This is a genomic window from Gordonia polyisoprenivorans (assembly GCF_017654315.1).
Taxonomy (GTDB): domain Bacteria; phylum Actinomycetota; class Actinomycetes; order Mycobacteriales; family Mycobacteriaceae; genus Gordonia; species Gordonia polyisoprenivorans_A.
On sequence record NZ_CP072203.1, the window covers coordinates 5,768,632 to 5,788,018 of the forward strand.

The 19,387-nt window shown below is 66.5% G+C and carries 18 protein-coding genes; 7 read left to right on the top strand and 11 right to left on the bottom strand.

The genetic code is table 11. The annotated features are described in order from the left end of the window. Positions 1–14: 14 nt before the first annotated feature. Positions 15–1,499 (bottom strand): PucR family transcriptional regulator, encoded by a 1,485-nt coding sequence (locus J6U32_RS25900; RefSeq protein WP_208792774.1) that lies wholly within the window; start codon positions 1,497–1,499, stop codon positions 15–17. A 154-nt stretch (positions 1,500–1,653) separates the two neighbouring features. Here J6U32_RS25900 and J6U32_RS25905 point away from each other — a divergent pair, with 154 nt between their 5' ends. From J6U32_RS25905 to J6U32_RS25920, 4 genes are all read left to right on the top strand, one after another. After that, entirely contained in the window at positions 1,654–3,162 is a 1,509-nt protein-coding gene (locus tag J6U32_RS25905; protein ID WP_208792775.1) for a purine-cytosine permease family protein, read from the top strand. Beyond that, positions 3,159–4,148 (top strand): agmatinase, encoded by a 990-nt coding sequence (speB, locus tag J6U32_RS25910; RefSeq protein ID WP_208792776.1) that lies wholly within the window; start codon positions 3,159–3,161, stop codon positions 4,146–4,148. The genes J6U32_RS25905 and speB overlap by 4 nt, the downstream gene beginning before the upstream one ends. Positions 4,149–4,196: 48 nt before the next feature. After that, positions 4,197–4,577: a YybH family protein gene (locus J6U32_RS25915; protein ID WP_208792777.1), complete on the top strand. Its 381-nt coding sequence runs from the start codon at positions 4,197–4,199 to the stop codon at positions 4,575–4,577. A gap of 95 nt (positions 4,578–4,672) precedes the next feature. Further along, positions 4,673–6,166, top strand: a complete 1,494-nt coding sequence (locus J6U32_RS25920) for an alpha/beta hydrolase (protein WP_208792778.1) — start codon at positions 4,673–4,675, stop codon at positions 6,164–6,166. 103 nt (positions 6,167–6,269) lie between these two features. Here the strand turns inward: J6U32_RS25920 and J6U32_RS25925 are convergent, their stop codons facing one another. Continuing rightward, positions 6,270–7,613, bottom strand: coding sequence for an NAD-dependent succinate-semialdehyde dehydrogenase (locus tag J6U32_RS25925; RefSeq protein ID WP_208792779.1), 1,344 nt, complete (start codon positions 7,611–7,613; stop codon positions 6,270–6,272). Positions 7,614–7,853: 240 nt separating this feature from the next. Then, positions 7,854–9,140 (bottom strand): adenylosuccinate synthase, encoded by a 1,287-nt coding sequence (locus tag J6U32_RS25930; RefSeq protein WP_006371889.1) that lies wholly within the window; start codon positions 9,138–9,140, stop codon positions 7,854–7,856. A 77-nt stretch (positions 9,141–9,217) separates the two neighbouring features. On the opposite strand from J6U32_RS25930, the gene J6U32_RS25935 reads away from it, so the two are divergent. Both J6U32_RS25935 and J6U32_RS25940 read left to right on the top strand, forming a co-directional pair. After that, positions 9,218–9,904 carry a hypothetical protein gene (locus J6U32_RS25935; RefSeq protein WP_208792780.1) on the top strand — a complete coding sequence of 229 codons (687 nt, stop codon included), beginning with the start codon at positions 9,218–9,220 and terminating at the stop codon, positions 9,902–9,904. Further along, entirely contained in the window at positions 9,901–10,746 is an 846-nt protein-coding gene (locus J6U32_RS25940) for a site-2 protease family protein (protein ID WP_208792781.1), read from the top strand. The genes J6U32_RS25935 and J6U32_RS25940 overlap by 4 nt, the downstream gene beginning before the upstream one ends. Positions 10,747–10,794: 48 nt before the next feature. Here the strand turns inward: J6U32_RS25940 and J6U32_RS25945 are convergent, their stop codons facing one another. Together J6U32_RS25945 and J6U32_RS25950 are read right to left on the bottom strand one after the other, a co-directional pair. Then, entirely contained in the window at positions 10,795–11,163 is a 369-nt protein-coding gene (locus J6U32_RS25945; RefSeq protein WP_208792782.1) for a hypothetical protein, read from the bottom strand. Between the two features lie 99 nt (positions 11,164–11,262). Further along, positions 11,263–12,204: a cation diffusion facilitator family transporter gene (locus J6U32_RS25950; protein WP_208792783.1), complete on the bottom strand. Its 942-nt coding sequence runs from the start codon at positions 12,202–12,204 to the stop codon at positions 11,263–11,265. Between the two features lie 208 nt (positions 12,205–12,412). Here J6U32_RS25950 and J6U32_RS25955 point away from each other — a divergent pair, with 208 nt between their 5' ends. Then, positions 12,413–12,835, top strand: a complete 423-nt coding sequence (locus J6U32_RS25955) for a YrdB family protein (protein ID WP_208792784.1) — start codon at positions 12,413–12,415, stop codon at positions 12,833–12,835. Here J6U32_RS25955 and J6U32_RS25960 read toward each other — a convergent pair. The 6 genes from J6U32_RS25960 to J6U32_RS25985 all read right to left on the bottom strand — a co-directional run bounded on the left by J6U32_RS25960 (position 12,808) and on the right by J6U32_RS25985 (position 19,334). Then, the gene (locus J6U32_RS25960; RefSeq protein WP_432277003.1) at positions 12,808–14,808 is read right to left on the bottom strand and encodes an amidase; all 2,001 of its coding nucleotides are present in this window, start codon (positions 14,806–14,808) and stop codon (positions 12,808–12,810) included. The two genes, J6U32_RS25955 and J6U32_RS25960, sit on opposite strands and share 28 nt — an antisense overlap. 130 nt (positions 14,809–14,938) lie before the next feature. Then, on the bottom strand, positions 14,939–16,315 hold the full coding sequence (locus tag J6U32_RS25965) for a uracil-xanthine permease family protein (protein ID WP_208792785.1): 1,377 nt from the start codon (positions 16,313–16,315) through the stop codon (positions 14,939–14,941). Between the two features lie 96 nt (positions 16,316–16,411). Beyond that, the gene (locus J6U32_RS25970) at positions 16,412–16,852 is read right to left on the bottom strand and encodes a VOC family protein (RefSeq protein ID WP_208792786.1); all 441 of its coding nucleotides are present in this window, start codon (positions 16,850–16,852) and stop codon (positions 16,412–16,414) included. A gap of 33 nt (positions 16,853–16,885) precedes the next feature. After that, positions 16,886–17,167 (bottom strand): 2Fe-2S iron-sulfur cluster-binding protein, encoded by a 282-nt coding sequence (locus J6U32_RS25975; RefSeq protein WP_208792787.1) that lies wholly within the window; start codon positions 17,165–17,167, stop codon positions 16,886–16,888. Next, the gene (locus tag J6U32_RS25980; RefSeq protein WP_244332382.1) at positions 17,167–18,159 is read right to left on the bottom strand and encodes an isopenicillin N synthase family dioxygenase; all 993 of its coding nucleotides are present in this window, start codon (positions 18,157–18,159) and stop codon (positions 17,167–17,169) included. The genes J6U32_RS25975 and J6U32_RS25980 overlap by 1 nt, the downstream gene beginning before the upstream one ends. 182 nt (positions 18,160–18,341) lie before the next feature. Continuing rightward, the gene (locus tag J6U32_RS25985) at positions 18,342–19,334 is read right to left on the bottom strand and encodes an isopenicillin N synthase family dioxygenase (RefSeq protein WP_208792789.1); all 993 of its coding nucleotides are present in this window, start codon (positions 19,332–19,334) and stop codon (positions 18,342–18,344) included. Positions 19,335–19,387: the final 53 nt, after the last annotated feature.

The following is a 19,387-nucleotide window of genomic DNA, read 5'->3' on the forward strand; positions in this document are numbered from 1 at the left end:
TCACCGGGCTGTTGTCAGACGCGGGGCAGCGCCGAGCGGGCCTTGAGCGCCAGCCAGAGTTCCATGCGGTCCTCGCCGTCGTCGAGCCGGCGCCCCGACAGCGTCGCGATGCGATCGATCCGATTGCGAACGGTGTTGCGGTGCACCGACAACCGGGCTGCCGCCGGGTCCCATGCGCCGTTGACGCGCAGCCACTCCTCGAGGGTCCGCATCAGTTCGACGCGCTCGCGCTCCTCGAGTTGATCGATCGGGGCGAGCACGGCGTCGGCGAATCCGCGGAGCAGCCGTGGCTCGCCGAGCCCGATGAGCAGCTCGACGGTGCGGCCCTCGCGCGCATCGACCGGCCGACCAAGGCGCTCGCTGGCGCCCACCAGTGAGCGCGCCTGGGTCAACGACACCGGCAACGACGCCACCGCGACCGGGGCGCCCAATCCGATCGGCGTGCCGGGAGCGATCGCGGTGAGCGTCGCGAGCAGCCCGTCGGATTCGGGGTGGGCTATCTCCACGAGCCGCCCGTGCGGCCGGACGAGTCCGGCCGTCAAGGAGGACTGCAGGCGGAACAGCAACGCGTCCGCATCGTGGGGTGCGGGCGCGATCACCGCCGCGACGACGAGCGTCGTCCGCCAGCCCAAGGAGTCCGCGAGCTGTTGTGCGCGTGCCGGTTTCAGGCCCGGACGAACCAGTTGGGCAAACACCGCACCTCGGCGCTGACGTTCGGGTTGGCCGGCGACATGGCGCCGTTGCACCTCCAGCGCGAGCAGCGAGACGAGCACCGTCGACGAATGCCGCGCCACCGGATTGAGTTGGGCGTCCAACACGATGAACGCCAGCGCGACACCGGAGCCGACGGTGTGGATCTCTCGCCCGGCACGTAACACCCACGACTGTCCGGGCGGTTCGTGCGAGGCGGCGACCGCCAATTCCACGGCCTCCGTACGCGCCTGCTCCGAGGCTCCGGGAGAGGCCGCGATCAGCCGACCCACACCGTCGCAAACCACACAGTGCGCGCTCGACGCCTCGGCCCAGGTCTCCAGCAACGCGGGTAACGGCGCACTCGACGTGGCCACCGCGGTCAGTCGGCGATTGAGCTCCATCGCCTCCTCGAGATCGTGTCGCTGCTGGGCGGCCCGCTTTTCGAACACCCACTTGGTGATGGCGATGAAAGGCACCTCGACGGGGACCACGAGGAGCGGAACACCTATCTCGGCGGCCGCCGCGCGCAGCGGCTCGGGGCAGGCGTCGTAGCGCGGGCCCAGACCCAACACCAGGCCCGCCACACCACCGGCCCGGCAGTTGCGCACATACTCGCGACACCCCTGCTCGGTCATCTCCACCAGCAACCCGATGGTCATGAGCAGCTCCCCACCGCGCAGCCACTCGTGTGGGTCGGTCAGCTCGGAAACGTGCACCATCGTGACCTCGGCGTCGAGCGCCTCCCCTCCGGCCGCCACCTGCAGGTGGAGTTCGTCCGCTGCGGCGACGTCGCCGACGGTGATCATTGGAGTCCCCTGGGCCCACTGTTGTACATATTGCCCAATCGTAATGACCGGATTGGACATTTTCGCACTGTCGGTGCAGGTCAGTGCGCCGCACTCTTGATGCACCGGCGACGACGCCACCCACCGAGTGTTCCGATCGACCCGAAAGCCCGTCATGACCCTCGATCTCCCCGCCGACGGCCCGACCGCCCGCGCCACCACCCGCCCCGCCATCGAGACCCGCTCCATCGACTACGTGCCCGACGACGAACGCCACGGCAAGGTCTCCGCACAGGGACCGTTCTGGTTCGTCGGCAACTTCCAGCCGTTCACCCTCGCGCTGGGCTTCGTCGGTCCGGCGATGGGGTTGTCGTTGCTCTGGAGCATCGTCGCCGGCCTCGCCGGTATCGCCTTCGGCACATTGTTCATGGCGTTCCACGCCACGCAGGGCCCGGTCCTCGGACTGCCGCAGATGATCCAGTCCCGAGCCCAATTCGGTTATCGCGGAGTGCTGTTGCCGCTCATCGGCACGCTGTTCACCTTCGTCGGTTTCAACGTCGTCGACATCGTGATCATCAAGTCCGGGCTGCAGTCCATCTTCGGCTGGAACCCGGTGGTGGTCGCCGTCGCGATGTCGGTGATCGCCGCCGCGCTGGCCATCTTCGGCCACGACCTACTGCACCGGGCGTTCAAGATCCTCTTCTGGATCTCGTTGCCGCTGTGGCTGATTCTCACGATCGGCATCCTGGCCGGCTCGGTGCACGGGTCCCTGGGACCGGCCGGTCCGGGCGGCTTCACCCTCGTGGCGTTCCTGGTGCAGTTCTCGGTCGCGGCGTCCTACAACATCACCTACGCCCCGTACGTGTCGGACTACTCGCGGTACCTGCCCCGGGACACGCGCCCGTCCTCGATCATCGCCTCGGTGTTCCTCGGCGCTGCCGCCTCGCCGGCGTGGCTGATCCCGGTGGGCGCGTTCCTGGCGACCTACCTCGGCGCTTCCGACGCGTTGAGCGGCATCAATGACGGTGGCAATCAGGTCATCTCGGGCCTGGGCAGCGTCCTGGCGGTGGTCGCGACCCTGGTGCTGGTGGCGACGATGGGCCTCAACGCCTACAGCGGCATGCTGACCGTGGTCACCGCGATCGACTCGGTCCGCCAGATCTCCCCGACGCGCAGGCTCCGCGTGATCACGATCCTGGTCCTGACCGTCGTGTGGCTGGCGCTGTCGCTGGCGTTGACCGATGCCACCGAATCACTGAACACCGCGCTGCTGATCATGCTCTACCTGCTGGTGCCGTGGACGGCGGTGAACCTCACCGACTACTTCTTCGTCCGCCGCGGCCACTACGTCATCGCCGACCTGTTCACGCCCGCAGGCGTATACGGCCGGTGGCCCTGGCGCGGTATCGGCGCTTTCCTGATCGGCATCGCCGCCGAGATCCCGTTCATGGACCTACCGTTCTTCGTCGGGCCCGCCGCGTCGGCGATGGGCGAGGTGGACATCGCCTTCGTCGTCGGTTTGCTGGTCTCGGGCGGAGCCTACGTGCTGTTCACCCGCAACCAGGATCTCTCCGTCGAGCGCCGACTCCTCACCGACCACCCCGAACTGTCCGACCCGGCAAGTACCGGCGAGATCCGCACCGAGATCGCCGCAGAAGAGCACACCATGGAGGAGAACTCGTGAGTGACAGCGTGATTGCGGGTCTCGACACCGAGTTCCCGGTCATCGACGGGGTGGTGGGGCAGGTCGATGCCGCACGCTTCCCCCGCTACGGCGCACCGGCCACCTTTGCCCGCCTGCCGCGTCGGGACCAGGTCGCCGATGCCGACGTGCACATCCTCGGCATCCCTTTCGACACCGGGGTCAGCTATCGGCCGGGCGCACGATTCGGCCCCGGGCACATTCGCGCATCGTCGAAGTTGTTGCGGCCCTTCAATCCCGCCCTCGGCGTGGCACCATTCGCACAGCAGCAGGTCGTCGATTGCGGTGACCTGTCGGTCAATCCGTTCGCGATCACCGAGGCCATCGACACCATCAGCGCCGCGGCGAGAACCCTCGGCACCGACGGCGCCACCCCGCTGATCCTCGGCGGCGACCACACCGTCGCGCTGCCCATGCTGCGCGCGCTGCACGACCTACACGCGAAACCCGTTGCGGTACTGCACTTCGACGCCCACCTCGACACCTGGAACTCCTACTTCGGTGCGCCCTATACCCACGGCACACCGTTCCGCCGGGCCAGCGAGGAAGGACTGATCGACATGGAACGCTCGATGCACGTCGGCATCCGCGGACCGCTCTACAGTGCCGCCGACCTCGACGACGACTCGGCGCTCGGATTCGCCGTGGTACGCGCCGATGACTACGAATTCGACGGTGTGACAAGCATTGTCGATCGGGTACGCACGCGCCTGGCCGGTGGTCCGGTGTACGTCTCCATCGACATCGACGTCCTCGACCCAGCGCATGCACCGGGCACCGGAACCCCCGAGGCCGGCGGCCTGACCTCCCGCGAGCTGTTGAACACCCTGCGTGGCCTACGCGGCCTCGACATCGTCGGCACCGACATCGTCGAGGTCTCGCCCGCCTACGACCACGCCGAGATCACCGGTATCGCCGCCGCACATGTCGCCTACGAGATGCTGTCGATCCTCGGGCCCCGCCGCTGAAGCGGCCGGCCCACCGTCCCTGCCCTTTCCCACCTGAACGGATCCCCCATGACAACCGACACGCTCACCGCACGCGCACTCGATGCCCTCGACGCCCTGGTGGCCGCGTTCGCCGCGAATGACGAGGACGCCTACTTCGGCGCATTCGCCCCCGACGCCCAGCTGGTCTTCCCCGATCAGGACCGGACCGCGATCGGCGTCGCCGACTACCGGGCGCTGTGGCGTTCCTGGCGTGCTGAGGGCTGGGGTGTCGCCACGTGTGTGAGCAGCGATCGGCGCGTACTCGTCGTCGGCGCCGTCGCGATCGTGACCCATCGGGTGTCGACCACGCTGGCCGACGGCACCACGCTGTCCGAACGCGAGACGGTGGCCTTCGACCTCGACGCCGACCCCCGCCCGCTGGTCGTTCACGAACACCTGTCGGCGTGAGGCGCGCCGGGTGATGTAACGCCGCGCCAGGTCGTGAGCGATCCTCACGGTATCGGCGTCATCCCTCTCGGCGCCGGCTGATGGCAGGAGTGTTCATGTCCGGTTCCGACGACGACACCCGCACCGCGGGCGACGACCACGACTCGTCGATCGCGGCGAACTGGATGATTCACCCACCGCAGGCGCCGACCCCGGCGCCCCGCCGTCGGCGACGCCGGTTGATCGTGGTGGCCCTCATCGCGACGTTGACGATAAGCCTGTACGTGCTGAGCTCGCTGATGTCGGGCGGCAATCGGGCTTCGGCGCTGGTCGGGCACCCGGAGGTCTTGCGGCCCGGCTGCACGTGGGATTCGTCGGGCAACTACGTGCAGAACTGCAAGGTGTGGTCGGCGTCGATGAACAAGTACATCGTCGTCCAGATCCGCGCCTCCAACAACAGCACGCAGGGCATCTACCTGCTCGACGGGATGCGCGCGGTGGATTCGCGGTCGGCGTGGACCACCGATGTGCAGGCCGCGAAGGTCTACGACTCCAGCTCCAACACCACGCTGGTGATGCCCGCCGGTGGCGCGTCGTCGTTCTACACCGACTGGAACGGTCCGGCGGGCGCGAATACCACGATCAAGCAGGAGACCTTCCTGACCTCGGAGCTGCCCGACTATCTGTCGCAGAACTTCGGGGTGAGCAAGACCGGCAACGCGATCGTGGGCCTGTCGATGTCGGCAGGACCGGCGGTCACCCTGGCCGAGAAGCACCCCGAGCAGTTCAAGGTCGTGCAGGCCATGTCGGGCTACTACCAGCTCGACAACCCGATCGGCGCTCTCGGTGTCCTCGCCTCCCAGACCATCGTGTCGAACTACACCAACGGCATCCTCAACATGTGGGGTGCGCCGGGTAGTGCGCAGTGGGCGGCCAACGATCCCTCGCGCAACGTCGACAAGCTCAAGCAGAACGGGCAGGTCCTGATCATCTCCTCGGGCAACGGCTTCCTGACGCCGGCCGAGGCCGCCAAGCTCGCACCACAGGATCAGATCAGTGCGATGGCGTTGGAGATGCTCTCGGCGGTCTCGACGGTGCTCATGCAGTTGCAGCTCGGCCAGTCCGGGGCATCGGTGATCTCGCTGCCCAACTACGGCGGCCACGACTGGGACAACTGGGGCCGGAGCCTGACCGACGGCAAGGACGATCTGCTGAACGCTCTGCGCCAGAATCCGCCGGTGACCGACAAGGCTCAGGTCGTCAGTGCCAACGGTGCCACCAACACCAGCGGTGTCACCGCGGCCGCGGCCAACATCCGCAAGGCGGCGGACACCACGGTGGCGTTGCCGGCCGTGGTGGCGAGCAGTTCGTCGGATGCATCGGCGTCAGCAGGATCGAGTGCCGCGTCGTCGAGTGCCGGAACGTCCGCGCCGGAGAGCGCGAGCTCTTCGGCGAGCAGCACCACATCGGAGGTTCCGTCGAGCGACGATCCGTCGAGTGACAACCCCACCTCCGATGACCCGGCCACGAGCGATCCCGCGTCGCCCGCTCCGGTTGCCCCGTCGGCCGACTCGCAGTCGACGCTGACGACGACCACCCCGGCCTACTGACCATCAAACGCCGCGGCGCCGGACGTTTCTCGCGTCCGGCGCCGCAGCGTCTTTGATGGGTCAGCGTGTCCGATGGGTTCAGCGTGTCTGAGGTGAGCGTTCGTCAGCTCACGCGGATCATCTTCTTGTTGACGAACTCGTCGATGCCGAAACGGCCGAGTTCGCGTCCGAAGCCCGAACGCTTCACACCGCCGAACGGCAACTCGGCGCCCTCGGCGCCCACAGCGTTGACGAACACCATGCCGGCCTCGATCTTGTCGGCCACGCGCAGCGCCTGCTCGGAGTCGGTGGTGAACACATACGAGCCCAGGCCGAAGGGAATGTCGTTGGCGACCGCGACGGCCTCGTCCTCACCGGCGACCTTGTAGACCGTGGCGACCGGACCGAACAGTTCTTCCTTGGCCACCGGCGACTCCGGATCGATACCGGTGAGCACCGCCGGCGGGAAATGCGCGCCGGAGCGTTCGCCCGCGGAATCCAGTGTCGCACCGGCCTTCACAGCGTTCTCGACCTGCTGTTCCAGACGTTCGGCGGCAGCCAGCGACGACAGCGGCGCAAGACCCTGCGCGGCTGCCTTGACCTTTTCGGTGAACTTGCCGAGGAACTCGTCATAGATGCTCTCGTCGACGATGAACCGTTTGGCAGCGTTGCAGGCCTGCCCGGTGTTCTCGAACCGGCCGTCGACGGCCGCGGAGACGGTCGCGTCAAGATCGTCGGTGGACAGCAGGATGAACGGGTCCGACCCACCGAGTTCGAGGACGACCTTCTTCAGATTGCGACCGGCGATCTCGGCGACGGCGGCACCGGCACGCTCCGACCCGGTCAGCGAGACGCCCTGCACCCGTGGGTCGGCGATGGCGTCGGCAATCTGCTCGTTGGTGGCGTAGACGTTCACATACGCGCCGGCCGGATATCCGGCGTCGAGGAAGATCTGCTGCAGCGCCGCGGCCGACTCGGGGCACTGCGGGGCGTGCTTGAGCACAATCGTGTTGCCCAGCACCAGGTTCGGGCCGGCGAAGCGGGCGACCTGATAGTAGGGGTAGTTCCACGGCATGATGCCGAGCAGCACGCCGACGGCGCTGCGGCGGATGAACGCCGACCCCTCGCCCTCGAGAAGCGTGATCGGCTCGTCGGCGAGGAACTTCTCGGCGTTGTCGGCGTAGTACTCGTAGATCGCGGCACTGAACTCGACCTCGCCGACCGACTGGTCGAGCGGCTTGCCCATCTCGCGCTGGATGATCGCGGCCAGCTCGTCCTTGCGCTCGGTGTGCAACTGCGCGACCTTGCGGATGAGGTCGGCGCGCTCGGCGACCGTCGAGTTCTTCGACCATGTGGCGAAGGCGTCGGCGGCGGCGTCGATCGCGGCGCCCACCTGCTCGTCGGTGGCGGTCGGATATTCCTTGACGACCTCACCGGTCGCGGGATCGGTGACGGCGTACAGGGCCATCGGAACACTCTCCTCGTTCGCAGGGCAGCCCGGATGGCGCCCACTGCTCATGAGGGTAGCCTCCGACGCAACACCGTGCTCGGGAAACCGCAGATTCTGAGACTGATTACGGAGCTATTCGCAGCAGTTCTCGGTTTACACGACGGAATCCGTCAGAAAACCGCAAGCCGCCGACGCTCCAGCAGTCAGACGATGGCCCTGCGGACGACGCGAAACCACCAGCCGCCAACGCCACCGCGCTCAAACGATGGCCCGGCGCACAATCGTCTGATCACGGCCCGGGCCGACGCCGATGCAGGAGATGAAGGCCCCGGAGAGTTCCTCGAGCCGCAGGATGTAGTCCTGGGCGTTGCGCGGTAGCTCATCGAAGGTCTTGCAGTTGCTGATGTCCTCCCACCAGCCCGGCATCTCCTCGTAGATCGGCTTGGCGTGGTGGAAGCCGGTCTGGGTCATCGGCATGTCCTCCACGCGCTCGCCGTCGACCTCGTAGGCGACGCAGATGGGCACCGTTTCCAGGCTGGAGAGGACGTCGAGTTTGGTCAGGAAGTAGTCGGTGATGCCGTTGACGCGTGTCGCATAGCGAGCGATCACCGCGTCGAACCATCCGCAGCGGCGGGCACGTCCGGTGGTGACGCCGACCTCGCCGCCGGTCTTGGCGAGGTAGGCGCCCCACTCGTCGAAGAGTTCGGTCGGGAACGGCCCCGACCCGACACGGGTGGTGTAGGCCTTGAGGATGCCGAGCACGGTGGTGATGCGGTTGGGCCCGATCCCGGCGCCGACCGCTGCGCCGCCCGCGGTCGGATTCGAGGACGTCACATAGGGATACGTGCCGTGGTCGACGTCGAGCAGGGTGCCTTGCGAGCCCTCGAGCAACACGGTCTCGCCGCGTTCGAGGGCCTGGTTGAGCAGCAGCCGGGTGTCGGCGATGCGGTGCTTGAAACCCTCGGCCTGGGCGAGTACTTCTTCGACGACCTGCTCGGGCTCGAGAGCGCGCCGATTGTAGATCTTGACCAGGATCTGGTTCTTGAGTTCCAGTGCGGCCTCGACCTTTTGGGCCAAGATCTTCTCGTCGAGGACGTCGGCCACGCGCACCCCGACACGGGCGATCTTGTCCTGATAGCAGGGGCCGATCCCGCGGCCGGTGGTGCCGATCTTCTTGTTGCCCAAGAAGCGTTCGGTGACCTTGTCGATGGCCACGTGGTACGGCATCAGCAGGTGGGCGTCGGCGGAGAGCAGGAGCCCGGTGGTGTCGACGTCGCGGTCCTCGAGACCGCCGAGTTCGGTCAGCAGCACGCCGGGGTCGACGACGACACCGTTGCCGATGACGTTGTTGACGCCGGGGGTGAGGATGCCCGACGGGATGAGGTGGAGCGCGAAGGTCTCGCCGTTCGGCAACACCACCGTGTGTCCGGCGTTGTTGCCGCCCTGGTAGCGAACCACCCACTGCAGCTTGCCGCCGAGGAGATCGGTGGCCTTTCCCTTGCCCTCGTCGCCCCACTGAGCGCCGATCAGCACGATCGCGGCCATGTTCTCTTTCCGCCCTTCCGCTTGCCTTCGCAACCGGGACAACCCTACTGGTTCGGGCAGCTCGATACCCTATTCCCATGTCTTTCGCGGTCATCACGTCGTCGCAGGTGTCGGCGTCGACCACTTCTCGCCGTGCGATCCGGGACGCGGTGGCGCAGCGGGTCGCCGACCCCGCCGTCACCCGGCTGATCGTGGAACCCGCGGCCGAGCCGACGGGTGCCGATGGGGGGTCGTCGACCCACCCGGACGCGCACCTCGCGCAGGTCATCGCCGCTTTGATGCTCTCCGAACGCCTCGACGTCGAGGTCGCCTACGTGGCTGATCGACCCACCGCCGCGACCCGTGTCTACGGGTTGCCGCACGGGTCGGCGGCCCGCGATCTCGCCGAACACGGCGACGCCGTGGCGCTGCCGCTGATCCGCGACGACGCGGCGACGGTGCTGGTGGGCGAGGCCCGGCATCTCGGCGCCGAGGGTGCGCAACTGCACGGCGAGAGCTATGTCGACAGCGTCCGGCTGTTCACCGGCGAGGTCCGCGGCATCCGGATCGAGCCCACATCGCACGAGCCGGGTCTGCGGGCACGGCTGGAGACCGGCACGCTGGGCCGCTGGACCCGGCGAGGCCGATGGCACGACGGTCGGGCGATCCAGACCGGCGGCACCAACATCGTCGTCGAGCGGGAGGGCGTGCTCACCGATCGGGTGGTCAAACGATCCACCTATTACCGTCATCACGTGGATCTCAACCTGGTGTGCCCCCGATGACCGGCCCCGCCTTCGGCAGACGCCGCAACCCGACGATGACCGAGATGGCCCGTGCCATCCAGCCGGGAGTCGTGTTCTTCGCCCTGATCGCGGTGGCGGTGCTCGGCGGCTGGCTCGCAGCGACCGCCGGCTCCGATCGCTCGTCGGGCAAGGCGACCCTCGGCGTGATCCTGCTCGTGCTCGCGGGCTGGGTGATCTCGTTGTGTCTGCACGAGTTCGGCCACGCGGTCACCGCCTACCGATTCGGCGACCGCGACGCCGAGTTGCGCGGATACCTGACCCTGAATCCGTTGCGCTACACCCATCCCGGCCTGTCGCTGGGGTTGCCATTGCTCATCATCCTGTTGGGCGGCATCGGTTTTCCCGGCGGGGCGGTGTACCTCAACGAGCGCGGCTTCACCAAGGCACAGCGCACCATCGTGTCGCTGGCCGGTCCGGCCATGAACATCCTGCTCGCCGTCGTCCTGCTCGGGGTCATCCGCGGGTTCGGTCCGTTCGTCGACAGCCCCATCGGCTTGTTCGTCACCAACCCCGACAGCATCAATCTGTGGGACGGACTGGCGATGCTGGCGTTCCTGCAGATCACCGCCGCCGTGCTGAACCTGATCCCGATGCCCGGCTTCGACGGCTACAACGCGATCGAGCCCTATCTCTCGCCGCAGACCCGGCAGAGCGCTGCCGCCGTCGCACCGTACGGCTTCCTGATCATCTTCGCCCTGCTGTTCATCCCGCAGCTCAACAAAGCGTTCTTCGACCTGATCTTCTGGCTGTTCGAATTGTCCGGCGTCCCATCCGGTCTGGCCGGGTGGGGGTGGGACACCTTCCTGTTCTGGCGGCGCTAGGCAGCGGTTGGTCGGGCTCCGTTGGTTGCGACTCCGGTCGACGCCGGGTCAGTTCACCCGTTCCCAGTAGGTGCTCGGCGCCCACACCCAGCTGCGGGTGTTGACGCCCGTGCCGATGTAGCTGCCCTGACCGCAGTCGGTGGCGGCGAACCCGCTGCGATCGGTCAGGGCGCTGGTGCGGTGGTAGAAGATCCGGACGCCCTGTGTCTCACCGGAATTGCGGCCCGCCCCGACGCAGTCGAGTTCGAGGACCACCTTGACACCGGCCGGGCAATTCACCGACGCCCCGGCCCAGTAGTTGTAGATGCGGCAGTCGCGCGGCGTTGCGGCCTGCGCGTCACCCGGCGCAACGACGGCGGCGCCCAAGGCGATTCCCGACACGGCGACGGCCGTGGCGATACGTGCGACGATGCTCATGCGAATACCTGCTCTCCTGTGGGGCCACGTCACAGGGACATTCGTCACATATCGGGCAAGTGTTACGCCGAACGAACCGTCGTCACGCCACGACCGAGCTCACCAGTTGAGGTCCTCGGAGCACCGGTGCTGATCGTCAGCGGGATCGATCTGGACAGTCGCGTGACCGAGCCCATGGCGTGAGAGCACCGCCTGCGCGGCCGGGAGCACTTCGGCATTGGGACGGTCACTGCCGAGATGCACCGTGGCGACGTCCATTCCCGTGGTCAGCGACCAGACGTGCAGGTCGTGCACATCGGTGACCGACGGGATCTCGGACAGCTCGCGACGCACCTGGTCGACGTCGACGTGGGTGGGTGCCTGCTGATTGAGGATGCGGAGGGCGTCGATGGCCAGCCGCAGCGCGCGCGGCACGACCCACAGCGCGATGCCGACCGCCACGATGATGTCGGCGTAACCCCATCCGGTGGTCAGCGCCACGACACCGGCGACGAGTACCCCGACACTGCCGACCGCATCGGCCAGCACCTCGAGGTAGGCGCCACGAACAGCGATGGACTCCTGAGAATCGGCCCGCAACAAGAACATCACCAGCACGTTCACGGCCAGGCCGACCAACGCCACGACGATCAGGGTGAGACCGGGGACCTGGGGGTCGGAGCCGATGCGCTCGATCGCCTCGTACAGGACGAAACCCGCGACGCCGATCAGCAGGACCGCATTGGCGACCGCGGTGAACACCTCGGCGCGGTGCCAGCCGAAGGTCCGGGTGTCGGTGGCCTTGCCGTGGCGGGCGAGCAGCAGCGCGATCAGGCCCATGACCAGGGCGACGACGTCGGTGAGCATGTGTCCGGCGTCGGCGATCAGCGCCAGAGAGTTGACCGCGATGCCGACCAGGAGTTCGACGACGAAGTACGACCCGATCAGCCCGACGGCCACTGCCATCGGCCAGATACGACGTTGCGACGCATTGGTCACGTCCACATGCGAATGGCTGTGGGAGTGCGACGACGCGGCGGAGTGTGAATGTGAGTGTCCCATGGCCCCGTCAATATATGCGTGACTACGCATATATGGCAAGGCTTAGGCGCACCTAACCCCCTGCGCCCCGCCGACCGGGCGCCAAAACCCGTCGACCGTGCGCCCATTTCGGTCGATCGTGCGTCGCATTTCATCGATCGGGTACGGGCGCCCAGAAATCGAGAGCACCGCTCTTGCAATGAACGTTCGCGGGACGGATACTCAGGACATGACCAAGAGCACCGCTCTCGAAAACTCCCGTTCTCCGCGTTCGAACGCCGTCACGCCATTGCCGCTCCACGGCATGGAGTACCTCTGGGGTGCCGGGGTGTTCGCCGTCGAGGTCTCTCTCTGGGCGGGCACCGCGGCAGCCGGGTACCACTGGGGCGCCCGGGTGGCGGGCCCGATCGGCGGGGTCGGCCTGGCCGTTGCCACCTTGCTGCTCATCGGGGCCTGCTGGGGTCGGTGGATGGCCCCGAAGGCTACGCGGCGACTTCGGGTGGCACCTCGCGTGGCCGCCGGCGTGACGATGCTCTGCGCGGTCACCGCCGCTTCCCTGCCGATACTGGGCGTCGGTGTCGCGATCGGGTGTCTCGCGGTCGCCGTCGGGGTCTTCGCGATCGGTCAGGTACGGATCGACGGCAAAGCCTGATCGAGCGGTTCGATGCTCATCGCGGCGGTGTCACCGACTTTCACCAAGATCAACATCTCGTCGGCGAGCCGCTTGCGACTCAGCGATACCACCCCGCGGTGGAGCCCGGACTCGCCTTCGACCGGTCGCAACAAGTGCCCGTCGGCCCACACGCTGACCGTCTGCTTGGTCTTGGTCCCCGACTCTGGTTCAGTCACAAGAACTTTCACGTCCCACGAGCGGTCGGTACGCCCGATGTCGACCGAGTACGTCGGCACCGGCGATCCGCCGTCACCCACTTCAGCGGCGGGTTCGATCTGATTGGCGGGCAACGTCGGCGTGAGGAACGCGGGTTCGCGACGCGTCGTCGCGGCCTCATAGGCGCCCGCGAGATCGAGCAACCTGTCGTCACTGTAGGCCGCTCCGGCGAAGGTCAGTCCGACCGGCATCTGGATGTCGCCCATGACCCCCATCGGCACCGTCACGCTCGGAATGCCCAGGTGGCGCAGCACCCGGTTGCCGTTGGAATAGACGATGCCGTTGCGCATGGCCTCCTCACGACTCTCGGTCCGGGAGAACAGATCGGCGCGACCGACACCCCCTGCTGCCGGGAATACCACTGCGTCCAAGCCATTTTCGGTCAACCAGTCCTCGAAGTCCGCGGTGCGCGCCTGCTCGAGTCCACGTAACAGATGGTCGATGCCTGCCACCTCGTCGTACGACTCCGGAAGCCCGTGCTTGACGAGTTCGGCGAGCCGCTGCCAGTCGAATCCGCCACGCGCACGGGTGATCCACACCGCCACCGGCGCATCGTCGGTGGGAAACACCGTGTCGCCGTCGACATCGGCCCAGCTGTTCAACGCGGGATCGCCGTTCTCCCGCAGGAATTGATCAAGTGCCATCGCGGTGATCGTGCCACCCTCGAGCGCACGCCAGTTCGGTGGGACGACGCCACGTTCGGCCAGCCCGTCTGCACTCGGACGGTCCTGCTCATAGTTCGACACGACGGGAAAGTCGACTTCCACCACTTCGGCACCGAGCGCGCGCAGATCACCGAATGCCCTGTCCCACAACGCACGAACCGACGGTGTGATCACCGGGGGGTCGAGTGGTACACGGTCCTCGCCGATGTACATTCGCGGTACACCGAGCCGCACGCCGTCGAGTCGACTCGGTCGCGGACGATGGACCGGCTGCGGGAGGACCTCCTCCGGGCCGGGTAAGGCGACGCGGGTCTGCTCTCGCCAGAAGTCGCCGGTGCGGATCGGGTCGCCGACCGCCAACACATCGAGCAGGATCAGCAGGTCGTCGACCGAACGTGTATGCGGCACAACCACATCGCAGGTGGGACGCAACGGCCAGTTGCCTCGGATCGACAGCACCCCCCGGGATGGCGTGTAGGCGACCAGCGCGTTGTTGGAGGCCGGCGAACGCCCCGACGACACCGTCTCCTCGGCCATCCCGAAGCCGCAGAAACTTGCCGCAACCGCCGTTCCGGAGCCATTGGACGACCCGGAACCATATGCGGCGGTGAGGAACTCCGGGTTGTATGGGCTGCGCGCGTAGTCGTACACGCCGGGCTGGACACCGCCGGCCGCCATCGGCGGCATGTTGGTTTTGCCGAGCAGCACCGCACCGGCAGCACGCAACTGCGCGACCGTGGCGGCATCCTCTCCCGCGACGACGTCGGCCAACGCGGGCGAACCGCAGGCCACGGTCATCCCCTTGACCTTGTAGCTGTCCTTCACGGTGAACGGGACGCCTTCGAGCGGCCCGGCCGCTCCGGACCTCCGGCGACGATCGGAGTCGGCGGCCTCGTCGAGACAAGTCGGGTTGAGCACGGCGATGGCGTGCAGACACTGACCGGTCCGGTCGTAGTACGCGATCCGGTTGAGGTAGGCGCACACCAGATCGACACTCGTCACGACACCGGATTCGAGCGCATCGAGTATCTCTGCGACGCTCATCTCCACGACGTCAACGCGGTCCACCATCGACCCACCGGCCTTTCTCGTCACCATCCGCACGGTGATGTGCGGTTGCTTCATCGGTATCACGGCATGACCGTGCGCGGCCACCGTCGAGCGCGACCCTTTTGTCTGTCGACGAAACGGATTCGCATGCTTATCGGTCGACCGAACCCGTCCGTTGGCGATGCACCGACCCTTCGGCGGGCTCGAAATCGGTCGTCGATCGTGCCGACTCGTCCGTGCGAGGCACCTCGATCTCCAGGTCCACTGCAGTCGGATCGGGCTGCGGGGTGACCGTCCGGCGCCATCCCCCGATCACTCGCATCGCGTGGTAGACAACAACCGCGGCGATGGCTCCCAACGCGATCCCACCGAAGCTGAGATCACCGATGGTCCAAGTGAAGTCGGCGATCCCGACGACGAGGGCGATCGCCGCGGTGAACTGATTGATGGGTTGTGAGAAGTCGACCCGGTTGATGACCCAGATGTGGATACCGAGGATGCCGACGAGACCGTAGAGGGCGACGGTCGCCCCACCGAGCACACCGGGTGGGATCGAGGCGACCGCGGCACCGACCTTCGGGCACAGGCCCAACAGCACTGCCGCCAGGCCGGCGATCCAATACGCGGCGGTCGAGTACACCTTGGTCGCCGCCATGACGCCGATGTTCTCGGCGTAGGTGGTGGTGGCGGTGCCGCCACCACTGCCCGCAATGGTGGTGGCCAGGCCGTCGGCGAAGAGCGCACGCCCCATGTGGCGATTGTTGTTCGTGCCGGTCATCGCACTGATCGACCTGACGTGGCCGATGTTCTCGACGACCAGCACCAGGACCACCGGGATGAACATGGGCAGCAGCGAGAAGTGGAACGACGGACTGGTGAAGTGCGGCAACCCGAACCAACCTGCCCCGGCGATCGCCGAGGTGTCCACCTCGCCGCGCGCCAATGCGATGAGGTATCCGGCCACCACCGCGGTGAAGACCGCGAGTCGACCGAGCAAACCGCGGAACAGCACCAGCGACAACAACATCAGCAGAAGCACGACGAACGCGGTGACCGGGTCCTTCTCGAAATTCGCTTTGGCTGTCGGCGCAAGGTTGAAGCCGACCAACGCGACGATCGCTCCGGTGCAGATGGGCGGCATCAGTTTCTCGATCCAGCCGATTCCCACGAAATGCACCACGGCACCGACGATCATGACCATGATTCCGACCATCACGATGCCGCCAAGGGCGCCGGGATGCCCGTGGGAACCGGCGGCCGCGGTGACCGGCGCGATGACGGCGAAACTCGATCCGAGGTAACTCGGCAACTGGTTGCGGGTGATCAGCAGGAACAGAATCGTTCCGATGCCGGAGAAGAGCAGGGTGGTGGCCGGCGGGAAACCGGTGAGTACCGGAACGAGGAAGGTCGCACCGAACATCGCGACCACGTGCTGCAGCCCGATGCCGATGGTGCCGGGCCACGGTAGCCGCTGTTTCGGTGCCACCACCTCGCGCCCGTCGGTGCGCTGCCATGTGAACATGTCCATTGTTGTCACTCCTTGTCCGGCAAGGGCCGGGACGGTGTTGATGCGTGAATCCGCCCGACGCCCTTGTCGGTGATGATGTGCACGAGTGCAGCGCACTCAGACCGAGTCGTCATCGACTCCATGGGGTGCAATCCCGAGATGGTCGCCCCCGAGGTGGTTGACGCGAAAGGCGTTTCCCTTGGGGTCGAGGAGAACCGATTGCCACGCACCGTAATACGTGCGCTGCGGAGCCGCGACGCACTGGGCTCCGGCGGCCGTTGCGGCTGCGGTGAGTGTGTCGACCTCGGGTTCGGTGGGGACCTCGAAGGTCAGGAACTGCACTGTTCCCGACACCTCTGCGGGCGCTCGGAGATTGAGCAGCTCATAGGCTTTCGGGGTACTGAAACCCAGGATGGTCTCGCCCATGGCCAACCCGCGGAAATGCTCTGATCGCAGCGACACCACCTCCTCGAGGCCCAGGAGGTCGGCATAGAAGTTGCTGAGCCCGACGATGTCGTCGGTGATGATGCTCGCAAATGACAGATGGACATCGGGCATTCGAACCTCCGGTTCGCACAACGTCGGGTCGCGTCAGAGGTCGAGTACGAGCCTGCCGACGGCCCGACTGACGCAGGGAATGAATCTCTTTCCGGCGGCTCTGGCCCGCGGCGACAGGACGGTGTCGCGATGGTCCAGGGTGCCCGCGAGCACGGTCTGTACGCACGCTCCGCACTCCCCGCGCAGACAATTCGAGTCGAGCCCTGCCCGCGCCTCGAACAGCACCGACAATGCCGTTCGGTCGCCAGGCACGGTCAATACCTCTCCGCTCGAACGTAATTCGATCTCGAAGGTGTCATCGGTGGATATCGTCATCAGCCCGCCAACGAGATGGTCTTCTCGAACTTCTGGGTCAGGTGATCACCAGAGGTGATGGGTGCGTAGCGTGGCTGTTCGCCTGCGGCGACGCAACTCGGTAGGCATTCGATCACGGCGTCGTAGTTGGGTTGGTGGAAGAACACCAGGCTCATCCGCCGTGTGTCGCCCGAATCATCAGGCGTCGGCGGCCGGACCCGGTGGCGGGTGGAGATCCACAGGTCGTTGGTCCATTGCGCCATCAGGTCGCCGATGTTGACCACGAACGCGCCGGGCACCACCGGCACCGGCACCCAGTCCCCATCCTGGGTGAACACCTCCAGGCCTCCGGGCGCATCCTCTTGACGCACGATGGTCAGACTGCCGTAGTCGGTATGGGCGCCTGCCCGCATCTGACCCGGAAGCGGGGGTTGGTCCAGATGCGGGTAGTTGATCGCCCGGAGCATGCTGATGTCGCGGTCGATGGTTGCCGCGAAGAACTCCGGGTCGAGGTCGAGACCGCGCGCGAAGGCACCCATCAACCGGCGGGACAGATCGTTCATCTCGCGGAAATACCGGGTCCAGATCTCTTCCATGCCCTCCGGCCGCTCCGGCCAGGAGTTCGGCAGGAAGTGCGGTCCGGAGAGATCCGGGGAAAAGTATGGGTCGGTGCGATCGACATCGACCGGGCCCACGTCGAATTTCTCATGCAGATCACGCGGTTGCGCGATGTCCTCACTGTAGGAGAACGCCTGCTGACCCACCGACGAGTAGCCTCGCACGGCATCCGGTGTGGGCTGTCTGACCCGCTGCTTCTCGTCGTCGGGCAGGGCGAAGAACTCGTCGGACACCCGATACATCTCGGTGATGACGTCCTCGGGCACACCGTGGTCGACGATCTGGAAGAAGCCGATCTCACGCCCTGCGCGATCGAGTGCCTTTCCGACCTCGTTCTTGGCGTCTTCGTCGCCTCCCTTGAGTGCGGCGACGTCGATGATGGGGACCACAGACACGGAAATTCTCCTCCCGGGAAACATCTTGACCCCAAGAAGTCTGTCCGACAACGTCTTCCGTCAGAAGAGTTGCGCACCACCGGTTATCGGCCGGACGGATGAGCAGACGGCACAGCCGAAATGCCGACGAAACAGCCGTACACATCGTCGACACATCTCGACAACCGGACGTAACCCGCGACTCAGGGGCGCCCGACGCGCATGCCGAAGGTGGTCTGCCGCATGTACTTCTCCACGAGGTGCTCGCCGGCGAGGAGGCGGCGCTGCACCGGAGTCCCACTCGTGGCGAACGGCGGGAGTTCGGTCACACCGACGTCGTGGTTGGGGTGCTGGTAATAGGCGAAAGACAGTCGTGAGGTGTCGAAACCCACTGACCGCGGCGGGTTGGCGGTGCGATGTACGGTCGCCGACCAGTGGTTGGCCGTCCATTCGGCGAGGAGGTCGCCGACGAGGATCACGAGGTCATCAGGGGTGGTGGTGACGTCGAGCCACTCCCCCTCGCGATCGAAGACCTGCAGACCACCGGCGGTCGCCTCCGCGCACACGATGGTGAACGACCCGTAGTCGGTGTGGGTGCCCGCCCGGTACTGATATGGCAGTGGTGAGGTCTCCTGCGGCGGAAAGTGTAATGCACGCAACATGCTCATCTCGTGGTCGAACATCGGAACGAAGTAGTCGGACGGCAGCCCGAAGCCCTCGGCCGTGAGAGCCAGCAAGCCGGCGCCGATGCGCTGCATATGCCGGTAGTAGGCCTCCCACGTGGCGCGAAAGCCTGCCGGTTCGGAGGGCCACAGATTTGGGAAGGCCAAGTCGTCGGCACCGGGTTCGCCGACAACCGGCGAGTCGATCGGACCGATGTCCATCTTCTCCTTGAGGTCTCCGTGCGATTCTTCGCCCAGCGAGTAGGCGATTCCCTCCGAACCGATGCCCGAGTAACCGCGTACCTGTTCAGGCGCAGGCTGGGCCACCGCCCGGCGCACCGACTCGGGCGCCGCGAAGAACCGGCGGGTGACGTCGAACAGCTCACTCACCTCCGATGTCGGAATCCCGTGCGAGCGCAGATGCACATAGCCGAGCGTGGACAACCCGACGTCGAGCAGCTCGAACTGACGACGACGATCTTCGGCGGAGGAACCACACACTGCGGAGAAGTCGACGGGCGGGAGATATGTCATCCGACTACTGTCCAACATGCAGTAGCAGTTCGCAGTCAGACGAGGGAGTGGTC

Excerpts from the sequence above, each read along its gene's own strand:
- J6U32_RS25965 (WP_208792785.1), bottom strand. The coding sequence starts at position 16,315 with ATGGACATGTTCACATGGCAGCGCACCGACGGGCGCGAGGTGGTGGCA.
- J6U32_RS25920 (WP_208792778.1), top strand. The coding sequence starts at position 4,673 with ATGTCCGGTTCCGACGACGACACCCGCACCGCGGGCGACGACCACGAC.
- J6U32_RS25970 (WP_208792786.1), bottom strand. The coding sequence starts at position 16,852 with ATGCCCGATGTCCATCTGTCATTTGCGAGCATCATCACCGACGACATC.
- J6U32_RS25960 (WP_432277003.1), bottom strand. The coding sequence starts at position 14,808 with ATGGTGGACCGCGTTGACGTCGTGGAGATGAGCGTCGCAGAGATACTC.
- J6U32_RS25925 (WP_208792779.1), bottom strand. The coding sequence starts at position 7,613 with ATGGCCCTGTACGCCGTCACCGATCCCGCGACCGGTGAGGTCGTCAAG.
- J6U32_RS25935 (WP_208792780.1), top strand. The coding sequence starts at position 9,218 with ATGTCTTTCGCGGTCATCACGTCGTCGCAGGTGTCGGCGTCGACCACT.
- J6U32_RS25915 (WP_208792777.1), top strand. The coding sequence starts at position 4,197 with ATGACAACCGACACGCTCACCGCACGCGCACTCGATGCCCTCGACGCC.
- J6U32_RS25985 (WP_208792789.1), bottom strand. The coding sequence starts at position 19,334 with ATGACATATCTCCCGCCCGTCGACTTCTCCGCAGTGTGTGGTTCCTCC.
- J6U32_RS25975 (WP_208792787.1), bottom strand. The coding sequence starts at position 17,167 with ATGACGATATCCACCGATGACACCTTCGAGATCGAATTACGTTCGAGC.
- J6U32_RS25930 (WP_006371889.1), bottom strand. The coding sequence starts at position 9,140 with ATGGCCGCGATCGTGCTGATCGGCGCTCAGTGGGGCGACGAGGGCAAG.
- J6U32_RS25945 (WP_208792782.1), bottom strand. The coding sequence starts at position 11,163 with ATGAGCATCGTCGCACGTATCGCCACGGCCGTCGCCGTGTCGGGAATC.
- J6U32_RS25950 (WP_208792783.1), bottom strand. The coding sequence starts at position 12,204 with ATGGGACACTCACATTCACACTCCGCCGCGTCGTCGCACTCCCACAGC.
- J6U32_RS25940 (WP_208792781.1), top strand. The coding sequence starts at position 9,901 with ATGACCGGCCCCGCCTTCGGCAGACGCCGCAACCCGACGATGACCGAG.
- J6U32_RS25900 (WP_208792774.1), bottom strand. The coding sequence starts at position 1,499 with ATGATCACCGTCGGCGACGTCGCCGCAGCGGACGAACTCCACCTGCAG.
- J6U32_RS25955 (WP_208792784.1), top strand. The coding sequence starts at position 12,413 with ATGACCAAGAGCACCGCTCTCGAAAACTCCCGTTCTCCGCGTTCGAAC.
- J6U32_RS25905 (WP_208792775.1), top strand. The coding sequence starts at position 1,654 with ATGACCCTCGATCTCCCCGCCGACGGCCCGACCGCCCGCGCCACCACC.